Below are 16,965 nucleotides of genomic sequence, written 5' to 3' on the forward strand. Positions count from 1 at the left end.
TATGTTATTATACCTATCCAAAATCACACTTATTCTCATTGCTTCACTAGTGATATATAAACTGTTGTTAGAGAATAGTAAAGCACATTACTTTAAGAGATATTACCTACTAGGGACATTGCTTATAGGGCTTTTTTTACCGTTTATTACTATTTCTACAGATGTGGAGATGGTATCATGGAATCAAACTTTAGAAGAATTAAACGATGTCATTATGGAAACTCCTAAACAGGAGGTGATGGTTAATTCTACTATAGATTGGTCTTATGGAATAGGGGTGTTATATCTGATAGGTATATTATTCTCACTATCTAAGTTAGTTGTCGAAACTATCAAAATTAGAATGTTAAGACAGGAAGGAACTAGTATAGAATTCAATGATGTAGCGATAGTTTTATCTAGTCAAATCACAAATGCCTTCTCGTTTGGAAATATTGTATACTTTCCTATAACAGAAGAAGTGTCAGAAGACAATAAAATATTGCAACATGAGATAGTACACGTACAGCAGAGACATAGCTTAGATATTATATTGATAGAGATGCTAAAAGTGCTCTTTTGGTTTCACCCAATATTCTATTATTATAAGACTTGTATAGCGTTAAACCATGAGTTTTTAGCAGATGACTCGAGCGTTTCTTCTCAAGAAGAAGCAGGAGCATATTTACAGTTATTATTAGCTCAGACTTATAAACAGCATGAGTTACAAGTAACGAGCTCTTTCAACTTTAACTTGACAAAGAAGCGATTCATCATGATTACAAAAAACAATAGTCCATGGAGAAATAGAGTAGGGATCAGCTTGTCTTGTATTCTTTTTTTACTAGTGGGTACACTTGCTATTCAAGCCAAGTCAACTCATCAGAAAGTGACGTCAGATACAAGTAGTAGACCGTTCCAAGCGACAGATACGCGAGCTCAATATCCAGGAGGAATGAATAAGTTTATTAATGATTTTCTTCTAAATTTTACAGATCCATATCCCTATTCAGAAGAGAACGAAGCTAAAGTAGTAATACAGTTTACAGTAGAAACGGATGGGACATTAGAGAATATAGTGGTTTTAAGAGATCCGCTAGGAGTAGGAGAAGAGATTGTAAAGACCTTAAGGACGATGCCAAAATGGCTTCCTGCACAGCAGAATGGAGAAGTAGTGAGTACAGTGTTTACTTTACCAATAACTTTTAAAAGAGCAACACCATGAGACCAATAACAACAGTATTATTATCATTTAAGCTATATGTTACTTGCGTAGTGACTTTATTAGGAGGTGTACTAACAAGTATGGGACAAGAGATATTAGAGGATTACAGTAACTTTCTTGCACTTGAGAAAGTTGAGCTTTCGTCAGGTGAGATACGTCTTCTTAAAACTGTAAAAGAAGTAGACTCTACTGTGAAGGGAGCTGAGTATATTAATAAGCATCGTTTGTTTTGGGATTATCTAGTAGTGAATTTTTCAGAGCCTTTAGAGAAGAATACATTTGCCTCGAATAAAGAGATTACTTTGTCACAAGATGGCTTTCTATCTATGATGGTGGCGGATACTATTTTTAGCCCGTTAGTAGAGAAGTATAGCTCTCAAGTGATAAAAAAGAATAGTAAAAAAGATACTATCTCTATGGATGAAGTACTTAATGTTGCAGTTAAGTTTTTTAATATAGATAAGATTACACCGAATGGAGAGTACTCTGCGAGGATATGTACAGGAATAAATGATATTAAAGATACTGAGGTAATGCGTAAACCTTTTATAGAAGCTTTCGCCTTTTATGCAATAAGGAAGAATCTTAGGAATGAATATTATAATGTATTTCCTTATTTCGTAAGTTCGATTGAGAGAATTTATAAACTAAACTTAGGTATTGATAAAGAAGAAAGATTGCTTCGTGCTCAGGGGGCTCTATTTATACAGATGCTTCAGAGTGATAAACTGAAAGAGCTATTAGAAGATGAATATAATCTGAATAAGGAGGTATTACCTTTTGTACTCTCTTCGTAATTAGAATAAATGCATATAGAACCTGTCGTTAAAAGACAGGTTTTTTTATAGTAGCACTTGAATAATTTGTATTTTTAAAACAAAAAATGAGAACTAATTATTTTAAGTACCTCTTCACTATTTTTATCGTTACCTTAGTTATGGACTCGTTTGCACAAGATAGAGTAGTTATCCATGAGCATACTCCTAAGTCTGCCTTGATCTGTGCTAGGTCTAATACAGATACTGTTGAATTCACGCATAACAAACAGTTTAAACCTGCTTCTTCTCGTGTGAGTGCTGATCAATTATCTATAAACTTTTCTAAGCACTTCTATCAAGCTTTTCCCAATAAGAAGGTGAGTAATAATATTAATCTTGTTTTTGAATTAACTATTGAGAAAGACGGCTCTATTAATGGAGTCAGTGTATTGCGCAGCAACTTTACATCAGAAGAGAATGATAAGCTAAAAGAGATCATTTATATGATAACAGCAGATACATGGATTCCAGCTTCTTATAAAGGAGAGAAGATTACTTCACAGTATACATTGCCGATTATATTATTAGCAGATGTTAATGAAATTTAGTGTCAATGTGATGTAGGGGCTTTTTTGTTATGGTTATAAGAGATATCTTAGTTAGCTGTTAATAAAAAGCACAATATAATGTTCAATACAACGACAACTAAAGTAATACTAGCACTTGTATCTACTACCTTATTTTGGTTAGGAGGAGGGATGCATAAAGTGGTAGCAAATAATCTATCGAATGAAGTATCTGTTCTGACAGATAAAAAGCACGCTAAGTATCCAGGTCATTTTATGAATGATTTTGTAAAAGCCTTTTACAAGAATAACCAAGAGATAGAGACAGAAGAGACAGAACTTAGTTTTACTATTAATTTTACAGTAACAGAGTCAGGACAAGTAGATAATATTACTGTGCCAGGTATTACAGACTCATCTATATCAGAGGAAGTTGTCCGTACAGTGAAATCTCTAAAGAAGTGGAAGCCTGCTACAGAGGGTAAAACATCAATAGCATCACGATATTCAGTACCTTTTTATATTAATTTATCAGATGTTAAATCTGGTAATAGTAAGCCAGTATATTATGCAAAGAAAGAGGATAGTTTGTATCAGATGGCAACTTATCCAGGTGGTATAGACGCTTTTTGGAAAGAGTATAATAAGAAAAGAGGGCCTAGTGGAGAAGCTAATTTTGTTGGGGATAGATTGAAATATACAATTACGGTGACTATTGAGAAAGACGGAACAATGACTAGCCCACAAGTTAAAGGAGTTGATAATGATAGACATCAGCAGGGAGTGTCAGAGGAGTTTATGAATATAGTAGGAAAAATGACTAAGTGGTTCCCAGCTATGTATGATGGTAAACCGATACGTAGTAAGATGAACTTTACATTTACCAATAATGTATCCATATTAGAAGTATAACGAAATCATAGAAGAGGGTATATCGCTCTCTTTTTTTGTTTATCTTGAACTTGCTAAAAAAGAAAATAGAATGATACATAGAATCTTAAGACTAGTGTTTGTTTTTACCTTGTTTGTATTAGGGACTCAGTACAGTGTGGCTCAGAGAAAGAATAAAAAGTCAAAGAATAAGCAGACAACAGAAGTTGTTACATCACCTCGTGATACAATAGCTACATATCAAGGCGATTTTAAAGAAGACTTCTTAAGAGCATTCTTTAAGGAGAGTGGTAAGATTGTATTTAGTGGAGCAGAATTTAAGTTTGTTCTTAGTTTGTTATTGACTGATACAGGAGAGGTGAATGAAGTCATCGTTCTTGGTGTAGATAATAGCAATGTCAAGGAAAGAATGAAGACTATCGCTATGAATGTAGGAACTTGGACTCCTGAGATAAAAGAAGGAAAGCATATCAAATCTCAAGTAACAATCCCTTTCGTTATTAAGCAGAGTGACTTTATTATGACTCCAGCAGATTTAAATAAGTTATTAGAGAAAAATAAAGAGTAAGCTATCTGTTAGTATAGAACTATATCTCTGAATAATGTAAACCTATTGATTTTTATTGGTGTAATAATATCTCTATAGTAAGTCCATGATTTGATACTAATTTATGGGCTTACTACAGAGTCATTTAATAGAAGATTACCTTGCTGAGATTTCTATAAGTTGATCTCATATAAGACATGTTCTACTAAAGGGTGGTCTTTAGGGACAAGAGGATGATTAAAGTTCTTTACATAAGACATTCCTATTTTCTCCATTACATTATACGAACGCTTATTCTGTGTCGTAGTGAATGAATAGATCTTATCTAACCCTAAAGTTTCTTTACCAAATGCTAGACACGCTTTAGCAGCCTCTGTAGCATACCCTTTACCCCAGAACTGTGGTAGCATACGCCATCCTATCTCTACTCCTGGAGCGAAGTCCACATCAAAGGTAATATCTAATAACCCGACAAACCCAATAAAGCTTCCACTGCTTTTTTCTTCTACTGCGAAGAATGCATATCCTTGAGTATCTATTTTACTCTTCATATTGTTATATGCCTGTGTAGATTCCTCAGCTGTTTTCTTGTCTAAGAAGAATTCCATCACCTGATCATCCTGATTCATTGCTATCATAGCAGGTAAATCACTTTCTTTATATTGACGAATCAGTAGTCTTTCTGTTTCTATAAATACCTTCATTGTTTTATTTATTTTATTGTTTGTAGAAGAGTAATACTATGGATTAATCTCCTCACGTACTTTTTTAGTTAAGCTGTTGAATACTAAATCATATGAATGATCTATTAATTCTTTTAATAGAGGCCACTGTACAGAACCTCCTAAGTGTACACTGTTCCAGTGTTTTTTGCTCATGTGATACCCAGGTGTGATCTCACTATAATCAGCACGTAATTCTTCCGCACGTTCAGGATCACACTTCAGATTGATAAAGCAGTTCCCTTGTTCCCATTTCGTTAGGTTTAGGAGTAAGTATATTTTACCTCCCACCTTGAATGTCAGGGTTTCTTCATCAAAAGGGAAGTCCTCTACTGTCCCTTTTTTATTTAGGCAGTAGTCATAGAGTATGTGTACATCCATAGTTATAGTCGTGTTTTTCCGAGTTGTATTAGTTCTTTGCGAGATAGAGTATCGTAGACTAGATCATAAGAGTGGTCTATCCATTCTTTGATCTGATCAGGTGTAAATCTACCTCTGAGATATACCGTATTCCAGTGTTTCTTGTTCATGGTATATCCATAAGTAATATCTTCATATTCCTCCCTTAATTCAGTAGCAAGTTGAGGTTCACATTTGAGGATAATATTACGATCACCCTGTTCCCAAAAGTGCACGGCAATCATCGCAAATATCTTTCCACCAACTTGGAATGTCATTAAGTTTTCGTCAAATGGAAAACCACTTGTAGCGTAAGGTCTAGAAGAACAATAGTCGTATAATTCATCTAGTTCCATAGTTTATATGATTTTATATAATACAGGTTTACTAGGACTAGCATCATTGACAAAAGAAGCTAGTTGTATATTCAGAAAATAGAACCCATCCTTTACCTCATCATCCACATATATCATTTCTGTAATGGTAGCTTCTAGTCTTGCATCATCGTTGAGATGACGAGTATCTGTTACTTTCCAGAACGCCTTATGAGCGAGTAGTTGCCCGCCATCTTCTTCTCTGTCTACACTTGGCAGATCTATAAGTAGATGATCTATACCTTGTTCTCTTAAGAACGTAGCAGCCTCAGCACATAAGTAAGGAGGATTGGTATGTGAGTATTTTCTATGTTTCTTGTTTAGCTCATTAGGCGTAGTACGTATGATAATCGCTTTTTGATGATTAGCAGTCCATACCTTTTTTACCTGTGCTAATGTGATTACACAGTCTCCATCTTGTTGTACTTCTGGGGAGATAGTCACAAGTTGAGCAAAAAAGAAATATTCTCTTAAGCTCTCATTGACATTGTAGAAGTCATGCGTGATATGTCCTAGACACTCTGTATGAGTCCCATGCCCATGAGGGTTGAAGGCGATATTATTAAAGTTAGTCGAAGACTTCCCTTCACTTACTTTTCCTATCCAGTCTTCTACGACTACAGGAGATATCTCAGGCTTATCTAGATACCATGCGATAGGGTTATCGTCAGTATTGATAAGTGGGATAGAGATGTCTATCGGCTTAGAGAAGTCGATTTGATAGTCTGTATCTGAATAGGTTATCGTTGCTTTCATTGTTTTATTTCAAATCTAAATAAAATAAATCAGATGCAATACCATCACTTAAGAATTTTCCCTTATTTGTGATTGTAAGGATATCACCTTCTTTATGCATGAGTTCCTCTTCTAAGAAAGGAGTGCTAAGTTTGACTAGATAATCGTGATAAGTCTTACCGAACTCTCTTTCTACACGAGTTAGGTCTACTCCCCATATTGTTCTCAGTCCAGTCATGATATACTCATTATATCGATCCGTCAGGTTGAGTTCTTCTATTTCTCTAGGTAGTTTATCTTCTGAAATATCTTTGATATAAAGGCTGTTATTCGCAATATTCCAACTTCTGTGTACTCCGTCAAAGCTATGTGCTGAAGGACCTATACCTAAGTATTTTTTACCTAACCAATACGCTGAGTTATTTTTAGAATAATACCCTGGTTTAGCGAAGTTAGATAGTTCATAGTGGATATATCCATTCGCTTTTAGGGTCTCTATTAACAGCATAAAATGTTGATGAGCCACTTCTTCTTCAGGACTAGGGATAACCCCTTTTTTGATTAGCTTATTTAAGGCTGTACGCTCCTCTACAGTTAGCGCATAGCACGATATATGAGGAATACCAAGGTCTAATATACGCTGTACATTAGATAGCCATCGTTCATTACTCATATTCGGAATACCGTATATTAGGTCTATTGAGATATTGTGAAAGAGACTCGTAGCTATCTCTAGACATTCGATAGCTTCAGTAGAATTATGAGCCCTATTCATCATCTTCAGATCATCTTCATAGAAAGACTGAATACCAATACTTAATCGGTTCACTCTAGATTCTGCTAATTTGTATAAGGTCGCTTTATCTAGATCATCAGGATTCGCCTCTAATGTGATTTCAGGATTCTCATTAACCTCAAATAAATTATAGACTGTCTGTATCAGGTCATTAATCTCATCTACCTCCAAAATACTAGGCGTACCACCACCGAAATATATAGTCTCAATGATTTCACCATCTAGTTCAGTTTGGCGCAGTGCCATCTCATGTTTTAGACCTGCTAGCATTTCCTCTTTCTTCTTTAATGAAGTAGAGAAGTGAAAGTCACAGTAGTGACACGCTTGTTTACAGAACGGAATATGTATATAGATACCTGCCATTATTTCTTTACTCTATCTTGGTTTTGTTTTACGAATGCATCCCAGCCACTATAATTTTTAGTAGCCAATGTTCGCCCACTGTTAAAGAAGTGACAGACAGCCGCTGCTAGTCCATCCGTACTATCTAGATTCTTAGGTAGTTCTTTAAGCCCAGGTAATAGTTGTTGTAGCATCTTTGCCACCTGTTCCTTACTAGCATTACCACTACCTGTGATCGCCATCTTTATTTTTTTAGGTTCATACTCCGTCACAGGGATATCGCGAGACAGTGCTGCAGCCATCGCTACTCCTTGAGCACGTCCTAGCTTTAGCATAGACTGAGGGTTCTTACCTAAGAACGGAGCTTCGATAGCAATCTCATCAGGATGAAAAGTTTCAATTAATTCAATAGTTCTATCAAATATCAATCTTAGACGAGTATATCTATCTTCATACTTAGCTAATAGCAATTCATTCAGCTGAAGGAATTCCATCTTTTTATTCACCACCTTGATTACGCCGAATCCCATGATCGTTGTTCCAGGGTCTATACCTAATATGATTCTATCTACTGTCAATCTATTCTTGTTTTTAATATCTATGCAAAGATGATACGAAATCCACACTACTCCAAAAAACTGTTCAGTTTTGCTATAAACCTTAGCAACATAGCTTTTGTATAGGAGCTGTAGTCACTTTTTTGCACTAGATACACTATCACACTAAAAATATCGTTTACTTTGTAGCAATGAAGATACTATCTGACAAAATTAAGCAATATCTCGTACTTCTAATTAAAATATTAGTAGTAAGCGCCGCTTTTTACTATATCTATAATCAGCTGTCAAATGATGAGACACTGGACTTCCATATTTTAGGAGAAGTGGTGAGTGACCCTAAGAATTACCTTGCTATTGCTGCGTTGATGTTTTTGACTTTCTCTAATCGTTTTGTAGAGATTCTGAAGTGGCAAAACCTTTCTTCATTAATTAAACCAGTCTCTGTAGGACAAGCAACTAAGCAAGTATTGAGTGCTTTGACACTTGGAATATTTACCCCAAATGGAATAGGAGAGTACGCAGGGAAGGCACTTTATTTTGAGAAGAAAGATACCCCTCGTGTTATATTCTTGAATATGGTGTGTAACGGAGTGCAGGTGATCTATGCTATTGTTTTTGGATTGATTGGATTGACTATTCTGAATCAGTTCCATGAGATTATCCCCAATACGTATCTGTACATTGTCTACGCTGTGATAGCGGTTGTAGTTACGTTGTTATTCTCTATCAGAAACTTCGCTATAAAAGGCTATTCTATACAGACTATTCTCAATTTATTAAATGAGATACCAAAGAAGAAACACCGTAAGAATCTGTTCTTAGCCCTACTTCGCTATGCATCGTTTACCCATCAGTATGTGATTTTGTATTATCTATTTGGCGTAGATATACCTTATTTTGAGCTCTTATGTGCAGTATCTGCTATTTATCTGATGGCATCCTCACTTCCTAATTTTCAGTTTTTAGAGTTTGCTGTTAAAGGGAGTATTGCCATGTTTATCTTCACTGCTTTAGATGTTAACCAGTGGGTTGTCGCTTTAGTTGCTACCTTGATATGGTTACTGAATATCGTATTGCCGATCAGTATCGGAAGTTACTTTGTATTGACGTTTAAAGTAAAAAAATAGATAACAACAGTAGAGATACAGTACACTATTACTGTTTACTCAAGACAACAGGAACCACAAATTGACTTTTCACAGGAACACCTCTTTTCAAGGCAGGATGTACCGTAGAGAAGTCCTGACTTTGTTTGTGTAAGATATCATCTATGGTCTTGGTCAATCCTTTTAGGCTATCAGGTATTTCGTATAGTTGAAAGTCTATTGTCGAATTCGCTTGTACAGTCACTAGTATTTTAAGGGTATCTAGTTGATCGAAGTTGCCTTGAATAGTATCAGCATTTAACCTTAACTGTAGATTTTGGGTAACATATGAAAAGAAACAATCCTTTTTAGCCTGATTATCTGTCAGAGAATCACATGATTCTACAGACGGATAAGTATCTACCTTGCTCCAGTCTATCTTCTCTAATTCCTCCTTTAATAAAGCCTCTTCGTCTAGCTGATAATTCGCTTTATTCTGACAACCTAGTAATACTATCGATAAGAAAATTGAAAAGAGTAATTTTTTCATAGCTTGGATTATTGTATCTTTAATTCTCAAAAATACGAAAAATACAGATGGAATATGTACTATTATTAATCAGTATCTTATTATTAGCAGGAGGGCTTATCGGAAGTGTGCTACCTGCACTTCCAGGATTACCTTTGAGTTGGGTAGGCATTCTATGTTTATATTTGACTAAGGGAGTAGAGATGGACCATCCTATTCTGTGGGTTAGCTTTGTGGTGATGATAGCGATTTCCATTTTAGATTATATCATCCCTGCCCAAGGCACTAAGAAATTTGGAGGGAGTAAGTACGGCGTATGGGGAACCAATATCGGACTAGTAGTCGGGATATTTGCACCTATTCCATTAGGTTTTATTATAGGGCCATTTGTCGGAGCTTTAGTAGGAGAGTTGATCTATAATAGCAAAGAAAAAGGAAGAGCATTAAGAGCAGCTACGGGCTCACTGATTGGCTTTTTAGTTTCTACTTTTATGAAAGTAGTAGTCTCTATCATCTTTATAGGTTTAGGAATAAAGATTATTTGGAACAACGCCTCAGTGTGGTTCTAAGATAGTCGTTAATTATTTATCTAAAAGCAATGTCATGCTGACGAAGGAAGCATCCCATCCTAATAAGGACTTTCGAACGAGGCCTTTCCTATCGTCAAGGTGACACGCTAAACGTATATTCATTCAGGACACGCGACACACTGCGTCTACACTAAGTATGTGAACTTAGTACTATTGTTCTATTTTTACTTTGAATGTTTCTCTCCATGCACTTGATACTTGAGTCTTGATTTCAGAATTAGTGATACGCACTTTTAGCTCATCATTAAAACGGACATTTACATCATTTGCGTACTCGTCGAAGTTATTGACACGTACATTCATACTACCATCTGCATTTAGAGGTACTAATCCATAGCTTGTATTAGCACTAGGTGTGAAGTTAGCAGGAGTATTCGCTTGTGCAGGAGTGATGATAGAAATATCTTTAAATACTATCACAACTAGACATGCAGCTATTACTGTAAGTATAGCTTTAGTGTATAAATCAACTTTCATAATATTTTTTTTAATAGTTAAGTAGTTGAAATATACAAAAATAAGTGTTCTAAATATAGACTATCTTTTATTTTTTACTTCCTAACAACGGTTTTTCTATAAAAGTAATTCCGATACCGAGTAAGATAACAGCACCTCCTAACATCATTTGTACAGTGATTTGCTCATCTAAGAATACCCAAGCTAGTATAGCCGCTAGCAGTGCCTGGCTAAGAAGGCTTAGCGATACACGAGTAGCTCGCATATGCTGAGTAGAGTAGCTTATTAATAACCAAGCTAACAATTGACAGATAATACCTTGTATTACTAGCGTCACCCATCCCTCTGTAGACCATCCCGTAAAAGGCGAACCTGCTATTAGATTCACTATCGCTAAGAACACAGAAGAGACTAGTAAGCTATACGTCATAAATGGGATAACTCCTACTGTAGAAAGCACCTTTTTACTCATCAAGATATAGCACGCATACAATATCCCTGACAATATCCCGAAGGCAAAAGGCAAGTCAAAAGAGAAATCCATAAAGACCTCTACTCCGATAAGAACCACCATCCCTAGGATAGCGAATACTGTACCTATCCAGAAGTTAGACGTAGGCTTAGTACTTAAGAATAAATAACTACCTACACCCACCCATACAGGAGCGAGGTTAGTCAGTAATGTAGCCTGTGTAGCAGAAGACCCTTGTATCGCATAGTTCCATACAGCGATATCAGACCCGAAGAATATTCCACATAGCACGATCAAGATCATTGTTTTAGCATCATATAGCTTGATCTGTTTCGTAAAGATAGCATAAGGCACTACGAATACTGCCGCTATAGCCATACGATAGAAGGCAGATACCAGACTCGGAGTCAAGTTTAACTTCACAATCACAGGGAATATAGAGATACATATTATTCCGATAAACAATGCTATACGTGGTTTATTAGCCATAATGGGTCTGTTTTTTACTAATTGCAAAGTAACACTTTTCTTTTGCTAGTTTATCTGTTTTTTAACAAAGGTCATTAGAATATGAATTAGATTGATACAGAGTCGTATTGTGAAAAACCGTGAACAGGCTGCTGTACTAAAAGGTATTGAAGAGACTGATATAAGAGATTATGAGGATTTAGTGAATATGCTGAAGACTAAAGCCGTCTTTATGAATAACAAGACTGTTATAGATGCTCTATTTAGTTATATCCGTAACTCAAATAAGATTAACCAATTGATTATTCAACTACTTGTTACATTAGGTGGAATGTCTTTTTTAGCATTTATGCGTATAGTTATTGGTATTAGTAGAGATAAGCCTGTGTTTCTTATTTCTATATTGACTATCGTGATGATTATAACTACCATCTCTACCATAAGTGCAGTATCATCTAGCTTAATCGAAAAAGGTGTTTTAGCCTATTATCAGTCAAGAATTATCCCTAAGAGAGCAAAAGGAAACAACTGGCAGTGGTCTTATGTAGAGGGAGGTATGGCAGCTCTAGGAGCAGCTCTAACTACCACAGTTATATTATCGAATAGTAAGCACAATAATGTATTTGATTCTAGCAATAGTTGGGGTACAGACTCTAGTAGCTCGAGTAGTAGCTCTGATAACGCCTGTAGTAGCGACTCAGGTAGCTCATGTGGTAGTAGCTGTGGAGGTTGCGGAGGCGGAGGAGATTAATGTGTGGTTTATTAAATGAATGTCTAAAAAATGTTTTTTTAGTCTTGAGTTTTTTATGTTAATTTACAGTTAATATAAACACCACTATTATTATGAAATTAAAGAGTATACTATTTGTAGCTTGTTCTTTATTTCTGTTTAATTGCTCTTCTAGTGATGATAACGGAGGTACACCAACTAAGCCAAGTAAAATAGAATTTAAGACAAAAGAAAAACAACTTTTAGTCAACGAAAGTTTTAATTTATTAGATGAATTAATATTAGAGAATGTAGATACTAAGACTATTCAATGGACTGGATATAATGATAAGATTGTCAACTTATCAGGTACTACGATTAAAGCAACAGCTAAAGGAGAGACTACACTTACCGCATTTGTAAAGAATAGTGATAAGAAAGCCACCCTAAAGCTGATAGTCGCAGATGTTAAGGTCGTTTTCAAGCAAGAGAAAGTAGAAGTTCACAGAGGAAATACTATTGATCTAAACGAATTATTAACCTTAGAGAATGTGGCAAAAGATGAGTTGACTTGGACATTGGATAATAATGACTTTGCTAAAATAAAAGATGGAGTAGTAACAGGTTTTGCTAAAGGGGAAGTGAACATTACAGCGGCTGCAACTAATAAACAAGTCAAAGCTACTATTAAGGTTGTTGTTAAACCAGCTGAGATAAGCGAGTTGCATATTGTTGGGTTAGAAGGAGTATTAATATTAAATAAAAAAGAACAACTAAAAGCAGCTGCTTATCCTCAAGACGCAGAGCTTACTGGATTAATATGGAGTAGTTCTAATGAGAAGATTGTTAAGGTTAGTCCAATTGGACTAGCAGAGCCAGTAGCATTAGGAAGTGTTTTTATAAATGTAAAATCTCCTAATGGAAAAGAGCAAACTATTGAGGTAGAAGTTATTGGGTCAGATATTATGCAGATTATTATATTACCTAAAAAAGCAGATGTTGTTTTTGGTGATAAAATTGAACTAGAACTATTAGTTGATCCTCCAAGATATGAGCCAGGCATGATAGTGTTTACTTCTAGTAATCCTTCTATTGCTACAGTAGATGAGAAAGGTGTAGTGACTACCTTTGCTAATAAAAAAGGAACTGTGACTATCACAGCCTCTAGTAAAAAAGATCCAAATATTAATGCTAGCACAGAGCTGAATGTTATGGCTCCTTTTGATAAAATAACAGTTTCTACTACAGTAAGTGGATTAAACTATGTTGATGGAGCAGCGCATGGTCATGCTACACTAGAGATTAAAGAGAATAGTATTATTCCTGGTTTTGTTAATGATAATCCTAATTGGTTTCAGATTACACGAGTACGTGTATTTAGTAAAGACGGTAAAGTAATATTTGAAAATAACGAAACAGTAGATACTCGATATAGTTCTTCTAGAAAGTATGGCTTTAAACTAGAAGGAGTACATGATCCTTATATAGAATATGACTTGAAGTTTAAAGATTATAAAGAAAGCAAGAAAGAAACATTAGTACTGAAAAAATAAATGTATTAACAATAGATAGAGCGTGATATACTTAGTATATCACGCTTTCTTTTTTTAGAGAAATTACTACCACAGCAAACATACCACATCCATTTAACCCCATCGTAGGGCTGTATTACATACAGCCGACAACGTATAGCCACACAACATATCACAGATTATAAACATAAATGCCTCATACTGAATTAATTATTGTGTAATGTTAAATAAATAATTATTTTTTATTTAAAATGTTAAAATATATTTGAATATATGAACTATATTAGCATTTTGAAAATTATTATTGCTATGAAAAAGAATCTTTCATTGTATGAAAGATAGAGGTACTATTAGTTTAGACTCGTTTGATTATCGTAAGTATGTTATCTAATGTTCATATAGTAAGTGTGAGTGATAATATTAATTATTTGAACATTTAAAAAGCCAAAAGGATACTTCCTTTTGGCTTTTTTGTTTCTTAACGAATGCAAAGAACGACTTAAGCCTACTATCTCCCTAACTCCAAAAAGAAGTAGTACTATCGTCATGATGGCAACCTGTATAGATAAGGAAAGATGGTATCAACACATTGTAGTAAACATAATGTATTGTTTTCCCTCTCATTCCCAATACCCTATTTTCCAAATTCTGTTCCCAATTCCCCAATTCCCATCACTTTATCACAATAACATTGAATAATTGTTGTAGCATCTTGCGAAAGTGCTGTCCATATCTATCCTCTATCTCAGTAGGAGAGAGAGATGTAGTGATATGTATGCGAGGATAGGTCTGATCAAAGCGTTGCTCATAGTGACTCTCGATGATATTCGTAACTACCTCACAGGCATACCCGTAGTGTTTTGCCACTTGTTCTTTGCCTAGGTTATCTAGACATAAGGGTTTCGCATTGATGTTTTCGTATCGCGTAGTCGTCTCGAATCCTCTCTGCATAAAATCATGCGAGAGTGAGCGACACGTCTTGATATCATACTGTTTTTTCTCGAGAAAAAAGGTTTGACCAGCTGCATCACAGCAGTCTTTCCACTACTAGGAGCTCCCATGATGAGCAAACCTTTATCTAGCGATAAATCTAATCTCTCTAGTGTAGCGTGATCTTCTATGGCATAGATAAGCACCTTGTACAAGGCATCTTTGTGAAACGGATTAATGATAAACTCTTCTCCATATAACTTTTTTCCTCTTTCGAGGATATAAGATAAGCAGGTATTAAAATCATACTGCTTCGTTCTCTACACCAAATCGTATGGGTCTTCTAAACTAGTTTTATAGCGCTTCATCATATTTTGAAATTGTTGAATTATTTATATTTATATGTTTTTGTTTATTGTTTATAGTTTTATATATGTGTCCCACTACTAGTCCACTACTAGTCCCACTTTCGGGACAAGTGCTGACCTCTTCTAGTGTCCCACTTTCGGGACAAGTAGTGGACTGGTGCACTGTACCATTTTTTGGACTAGACGTATCTGACTTTGCCTTCTTTATTTTCTTGTGTCGCTCTACGATATCCAGAGTATAGATGATCTTCATCACAGAGTTGCTATAGCTAGACGTAGACGGTGTATAGACTATCCATCCCCAGTCCACCATCTCTTGCAGACACTTACTGTACGTAGTCTTGCTCCCGATTTTGCTCAGGCTCATCAGTTCAGGACGGTTGATAATAAAAGTTTCTGTAAAATGGTTGAGGTTCCACTGTTGGAATAAGGCGATGTATAAGCTAACATAGGGTGGTTTTACAGCAGGATTATCCTTTAGTAATTCGAACCAAAAGTTGAGATGCTTGATGTAATTGATGTTTTTCATATTGTCTTTTTTAAGTTGATAAATGGCTTTAGAATAGTATCAAATTTAAAAAAGAGATTCCATTTAAAAATACACTTTATAAACAAAGTTTCGATTTGTAGGTGTTTTAGTTTTAGGTAGTTTATAAAAGGTTACAATACTTTATTTAATCAGTTATAAGGCATGTTTTACTAGAAGAAATAAAAGGATAAATACCGTTTTAAAATGGATTAATGTAACTATTCAAATATTGCCAAAAGCGAGAGGAGTGCATTTGTATTCGAAACATTGTTCTTGTTTGATTACATGGTTCAATAAATGGACTAGAGGTGGACTCATCTGCTTTTTTTGACCGCTTATGCTATCTTGTGACTTGATTATAAACCCATCAAAAAAGTAAAATGTTATGAGAAGAAAACCAACGAGATTTTGTATTTACCCAAAAGATGTCATGCTTATCACAGGTAAGAGTTATTCGACGTCCCTAAGACTACTGCGAAAGATCAAGACAGTCTACCGCAAACCTAAGGAAGCTTATGTCAGCTACACGGAGTTCTGTGAGTATACGAATCTAGATGAACAAGAGGTGTTAGAGGCGATCAGTAGATACTAAGAGACGGCTATAGCGATGTAGAAGAGAGCCTATATCGCTATTTTTTTGTGTGATGAGGTGTAGATGGTTCAAATCAACTATGGATGAAGTAAGGAGATGGTTCGGATAGAGAATGACCATAGTTCGGTAAAATACCCTTTAAACCAAGCAATCACTGCTACTCTCCGAATAGTTTCCGAACGAGATAAAAATGAGATCTTGTTGTGGTTTGACTATCAGTGTGTTGTTTTAGTTTCAGTCAGGCATACTGAGGCAAAAAGGGATTTTAGAGTCAATATCTCCATATCGGTTCATTTATAGGCATAACGCATCGCTCCACCTAGAGATAGGGGAGGTGAGTAAAGGGAAGGATTAGGCTATCCCAATGCAGGCATCATAGGAGTAGATGAGGTACATGTACACGCAGTGGACTTCTTCTTTCTAAAAAAGTAGTTGGTTCTCGTAAATCCATCAACAACGTTACTATTGATATGAATCAACTCATATTCTTTACTGTCTAGATAGTTCATCACATCTATAACTGAATTAAAAATCATAGGTGTACCATCGTCATTCTTGAGTTGCTTATTATTCGCCTTTTGTCCATAATCTATGTTGGCATAGTGCTTATTTGATAGAGGAGTTCCAGATACGGTTACTTCTAGATAAGTAGCCGTGATCTCCGATAGAGGCGTGTCACTGATCTTCTGGCTATAAGATATTGTACAGAATAGTGTAGCGATAAGTAGGATAAGCTTGTTCATAGTTGTGTTTGATTATGTATATAAAGCTAAAGATAGGCTATATCGTGGATAGAAGTGTATGTTAGTCT

The 16,965-nt window shown here is 35.4% G+C and carries 22 protein-coding genes; 10 read left to right on the forward strand and 12 right to left on the reverse strand.

From position 1 onward, the window contains the following. Position 1: 1 nt before the first annotated feature. The 5 genes from MPR_RS01660 (at position 2) to MPR_RS01680 (ending at position 3,987) form a co-directional block, all read left to right on the forward strand. A complete protein-coding gene (locus MPR_RS01660) occupies positions 2–1,204 on the forward strand; it encodes a M56 family metallopeptidase (protein ID WP_041888608.1) in 1,203 nt (400 codons plus the stop codon). Then, a complete protein-coding gene (locus MPR_RS01665) occupies positions 1,201–2,001 on the forward strand; it encodes a hypothetical protein (RefSeq protein ID WP_041888610.1) in 801 nt (266 codons plus the stop codon). The genes MPR_RS01660 and MPR_RS01665 overlap by 4 nt, the downstream gene beginning before the upstream one ends. An 86-nt stretch (positions 2,002–2,087) precedes the next feature. Further along, positions 2,088–2,570 carry a hypothetical protein gene (locus MPR_RS01670; RefSeq protein WP_041888612.1) on the forward strand — a complete coding sequence of 161 codons (483 nt, stop codon included), beginning with the start codon at positions 2,088–2,090 and terminating at the stop codon, positions 2,568–2,570. 78 nt (positions 2,571–2,648) lie between these two features. Further along, positions 2,649–3,440, forward strand: coding sequence for an energy transducer TonB (locus MPR_RS01675; protein WP_041888614.1), 792 nt, complete (start codon positions 2,649–2,651; stop codon positions 3,438–3,440). A gap of 70 nt (positions 3,441–3,510) precedes the next feature. Further along, complete coding sequence (locus MPR_RS01680) at positions 3,511–3,987, forward strand: hypothetical protein (protein WP_041888616.1); 477 nt, start codon at positions 3,511–3,513, stop codon at positions 3,985–3,987. A 152-nt stretch (positions 3,988–4,139) separates the two neighbouring features. Here MPR_RS01680 and MPR_RS01685 read toward each other — a convergent pair whose 3' ends face one another. From MPR_RS01685 to ruvC, 6 genes are read right to left on the reverse strand one after another with little or no spacing between them, the layout of a single operon-like run. Then, a complete protein-coding gene (locus MPR_RS01685; protein WP_041888617.1) occupies positions 4,140–4,670 on the reverse strand; it encodes a GNAT family N-acetyltransferase in 531 nt (176 codons plus the stop codon). 36 nt (positions 4,671–4,706) lie between these two features. Continuing rightward, positions 4,707–5,069 carry an MmcQ/YjbR family DNA-binding protein gene (locus MPR_RS01690; RefSeq protein ID WP_041888619.1) on the reverse strand — a complete coding sequence of 121 codons (363 nt, stop codon included), beginning with the start codon at positions 5,067–5,069 and terminating at the stop codon, positions 4,707–4,709. Between the two features lie 2 nt (positions 5,070–5,071). Next, positions 5,072–5,443: an MmcQ/YjbR family DNA-binding protein gene (locus tag MPR_RS01695; protein WP_041888621.1), complete on the reverse strand. Its 372-nt coding sequence runs from the start codon at positions 5,441–5,443 to the stop codon at positions 5,072–5,074. Positions 5,444–5,446: 3 nt separating this feature from the next. Continuing rightward, the gene (locus MPR_RS01700; protein ID WP_041888622.1) at positions 5,447–6,217 is read right to left on the reverse strand and encodes a cyclase family protein; all 771 of its coding nucleotides are present in this window, start codon (positions 6,215–6,217) and stop codon (positions 5,447–5,449) included. Positions 6,218–6,221: 4 nt separating this feature from the next. Further along, the gene (hemW, locus tag MPR_RS01705) at positions 6,222–7,355 is read right to left on the reverse strand and encodes a radical SAM family heme chaperone HemW (RefSeq protein ID WP_041888623.1); all 1,134 of its coding nucleotides are present in this window, start codon (positions 7,353–7,355) and stop codon (positions 6,222–6,224) included. Next, complete coding sequence (gene ruvC, locus MPR_RS01710; protein WP_041888624.1) at positions 7,355–7,912, reverse strand: crossover junction endodeoxyribonuclease RuvC; 558 nt, start codon at positions 7,910–7,912, stop codon at positions 7,355–7,357. Before ruvC ends, hemW begins: the two co-directional genes overlap by 1 nt. 170 nt (positions 7,913–8,082) lie before the next feature. Between ruvC and MPR_RS01715 the strand changes: the two genes are divergently transcribed. Beyond that, positions 8,083–9,021 (forward strand): lysylphosphatidylglycerol synthase domain-containing protein, encoded by a 939-nt coding sequence (locus MPR_RS01715; protein ID WP_041888626.1) that lies wholly within the window; start codon positions 8,083–8,085, stop codon positions 9,019–9,021. A 28-nt stretch (positions 9,022–9,049) separates the two neighbouring features. Here the strand turns inward: MPR_RS01715 and MPR_RS01720 are convergent, their stop codons facing one another. Continuing rightward, positions 9,050–9,529, reverse strand: a complete 480-nt coding sequence (locus MPR_RS01720; protein ID WP_041888628.1) for a hypothetical protein — start codon at positions 9,527–9,529, stop codon at positions 9,050–9,052. A gap of 47 nt (positions 9,530–9,576) precedes the next feature. Between MPR_RS01720 and MPR_RS01725 the strand changes: the two genes are divergently transcribed. After that, positions 9,577–10,077: a DUF456 domain-containing protein gene (locus tag MPR_RS01725; protein WP_006257566.1), complete on the forward strand. Its 501-nt coding sequence runs from the start codon at positions 9,577–9,579 to the stop codon at positions 10,075–10,077. A 171-nt stretch (positions 10,078–10,248) separates the two neighbouring features. On the opposite strand, the gene MPR_RS01730 is transcribed toward MPR_RS01725, so the two are convergent. Both MPR_RS01730 and MPR_RS01735 read right to left on the reverse strand, forming a co-directional pair. Beyond that, positions 10,249–10,575, reverse strand: coding sequence for a hypothetical protein (locus MPR_RS01730; RefSeq protein WP_006262672.1), 327 nt, complete (start codon positions 10,573–10,575; stop codon positions 10,249–10,251). Between the two features lie 67 nt (positions 10,576–10,642). After that, positions 10,643–11,515, reverse strand: coding sequence for a DMT family transporter (locus MPR_RS01735; RefSeq protein WP_041888631.1), 873 nt, complete (start codon positions 11,513–11,515; stop codon positions 10,643–10,645). Between the two features lie 109 nt (positions 11,516–11,624). Here MPR_RS01735 and MPR_RS01740 point away from each other — a divergent pair, with 109 nt between their 5' ends. Together MPR_RS01740 and MPR_RS01745 are read left to right on the forward strand one after the other, a co-directional pair. Then, complete coding sequence (locus MPR_RS01740; protein WP_235280495.1) at positions 11,625–12,245, forward strand: hypothetical protein; 621 nt, start codon at positions 11,625–11,627, stop codon at positions 12,243–12,245. Between the two features lie 92 nt (positions 12,246–12,337). Next, positions 12,338–13,756 carry an Ig-like domain-containing protein gene (locus MPR_RS01745; RefSeq protein WP_041888633.1) on the forward strand — a complete coding sequence of 473 codons (1,419 nt, stop codon included), beginning with the start codon at positions 12,338–12,340 and terminating at the stop codon, positions 13,754–13,756. 651 nt (positions 13,757–14,407) lie between these two features. Here the strand turns inward: MPR_RS01745 and MPR_RS18850 are convergent. Next, the gene (locus tag MPR_RS18850; protein WP_235280496.1) at positions 14,408–14,686 is read right to left on the reverse strand and encodes a hypothetical protein; all 279 of its coding nucleotides are present in this window, start codon (positions 14,684–14,686) and stop codon (positions 14,408–14,410) included. A gap of 333 nt (positions 14,687–15,019) precedes the next feature. Further along, complete coding sequence (locus MPR_RS01755) at positions 15,020–15,562, reverse strand: hypothetical protein (RefSeq protein WP_041888635.1); 543 nt, start codon at positions 15,560–15,562, stop codon at positions 15,020–15,022. 385 nt (positions 15,563–15,947) lie between these two features. On the opposite strand from MPR_RS01755, the gene MPR_RS18250 reads away from it, so the two are divergent. Beyond that, on the forward strand, positions 15,948–16,154 hold the full coding sequence (locus tag MPR_RS18250) for a hypothetical protein (RefSeq protein ID WP_006257560.1): 207 nt from the start codon (positions 15,948–15,950) through the stop codon (positions 16,152–16,154). Positions 16,155–16,510: 356 nt separating this feature from the next. Here MPR_RS18250 and MPR_RS01760 read toward each other — a convergent pair whose 3' ends face one another. Next, positions 16,511–16,897 (reverse strand): hypothetical protein, encoded by a 387-nt coding sequence (locus tag MPR_RS01760; protein WP_041888637.1) that lies wholly within the window; start codon positions 16,895–16,897, stop codon positions 16,511–16,513. Positions 16,898–16,965 lie beyond the last annotated feature (68 nt).

This window comes from Myroides profundi (assembly GCF_000833025.1).
Lineage (GTDB): Bacteria > Bacteroidota > Bacteroidia > Flavobacteriales > Flavobacteriaceae > Flavobacterium > Flavobacterium profundi_A.

Bases quoted from the DNA above. Each gene is read 5' to 3' on its own strand.
- MPR_RS01660 (WP_041888608.1), top strand. From the start codon at position 2: ATGTTATTATACCTATCCAAAATCACACTTATTCTCATTGCTTCACTA.
- MPR_RS01665 (WP_041888610.1), top strand. From the start codon at position 1,201: ATGAGACCAATAACAACAGTATTATTATCATTTAAGCTATATGTTACT.
- MPR_RS01670 (WP_041888612.1), top strand. From the start codon at position 2,088: ATGAGAACTAATTATTTTAAGTACCTCTTCACTATTTTTATCGTTACC.
- MPR_RS01675 (WP_041888614.1), top strand. From the start codon at position 2,649: ATGTTCAATACAACGACAACTAAAGTAATACTAGCACTTGTATCTACT.
- MPR_RS01680 (WP_041888616.1), top strand. From the start codon at position 3,511: ATGATACATAGAATCTTAAGACTAGTGTTTGTTTTTACCTTGTTTGTA.
- MPR_RS01685 (WP_041888617.1), bottom strand. From the start codon at position 4,670: ATGAAGGTATTTATAGAAACAGAAAGACTACTGATTCGTCAATATAAA.
- MPR_RS01690 (WP_041888619.1), bottom strand. From the start codon at position 5,069: ATGGATGTACACATACTCTATGACTACTGCCTAAATAAAAAAGGGACA.
- MPR_RS01695 (WP_041888621.1), bottom strand. From the start codon at position 5,443: ATGGAACTAGATGAATTATACGACTATTGTTCTTCTAGACCTTACGCT.
- MPR_RS01700 (WP_041888622.1), bottom strand. From the start codon at position 6,217: ATGAAAGCAACGATAACCTATTCAGATACAGACTATCAAATCGACTTC.
- hemW (WP_041888623.1), bottom strand. From the start codon at position 7,355: ATGGCAGGTATCTATATACATATTCCGTTCTGTAAACAAGCGTGTCAC.
- MPR_RS01715 (WP_041888626.1), top strand. From the start codon at position 8,083: ATGAAGATACTATCTGACAAAATTAAGCAATATCTCGTACTTCTAATT.
- MPR_RS01720 (WP_041888628.1), bottom strand. From the start codon at position 9,529: ATGAAAAAATTACTCTTTTCAATTTTCTTATCGATAGTATTACTAGGT.
- MPR_RS01725 (WP_006257566.1), top strand. From the start codon at position 9,577: ATGGAATATGTACTATTATTAATCAGTATCTTATTATTAGCAGGAGGG.
- MPR_RS01730 (WP_006262672.1), bottom strand. From the start codon at position 10,575: ATGAAAGTTGATTTATACACTAAAGCTATACTTACAGTAATAGCTGCA.
- MPR_RS01735 (WP_041888631.1), bottom strand. From the start codon at position 11,515: ATGGCTAATAAACCACGTATAGCATTGTTTATCGGAATAATATGTATC.
- MPR_RS01745 (WP_041888633.1), top strand. From the start codon at position 12,338: ATGAAATTAAAGAGTATACTATTTGTAGCTTGTTCTTTATTTCTGTTT.
- MPR_RS18850 (WP_235280496.1), bottom strand. From the start codon at position 14,686: ATGCAGAGAGGATTCGAGACGACTACGCGATACGAAAACATCAATGCG.
- MPR_RS01755 (WP_041888635.1), bottom strand. From the start codon at position 15,562: ATGAAAAACATCAATTACATCAAGCATCTCAACTTTTGGTTCGAATTA.
- MPR_RS18250 (WP_006257560.1), top strand. From the start codon at position 15,948: ATGAGAAGAAAACCAACGAGATTTTGTATTTACCCAAAAGATGTCATG.
- MPR_RS01760 (WP_041888637.1), bottom strand. From the start codon at position 16,897: ATGAACAAGCTTATCCTACTTATCGCTACACTATTCTGTACAATATCT.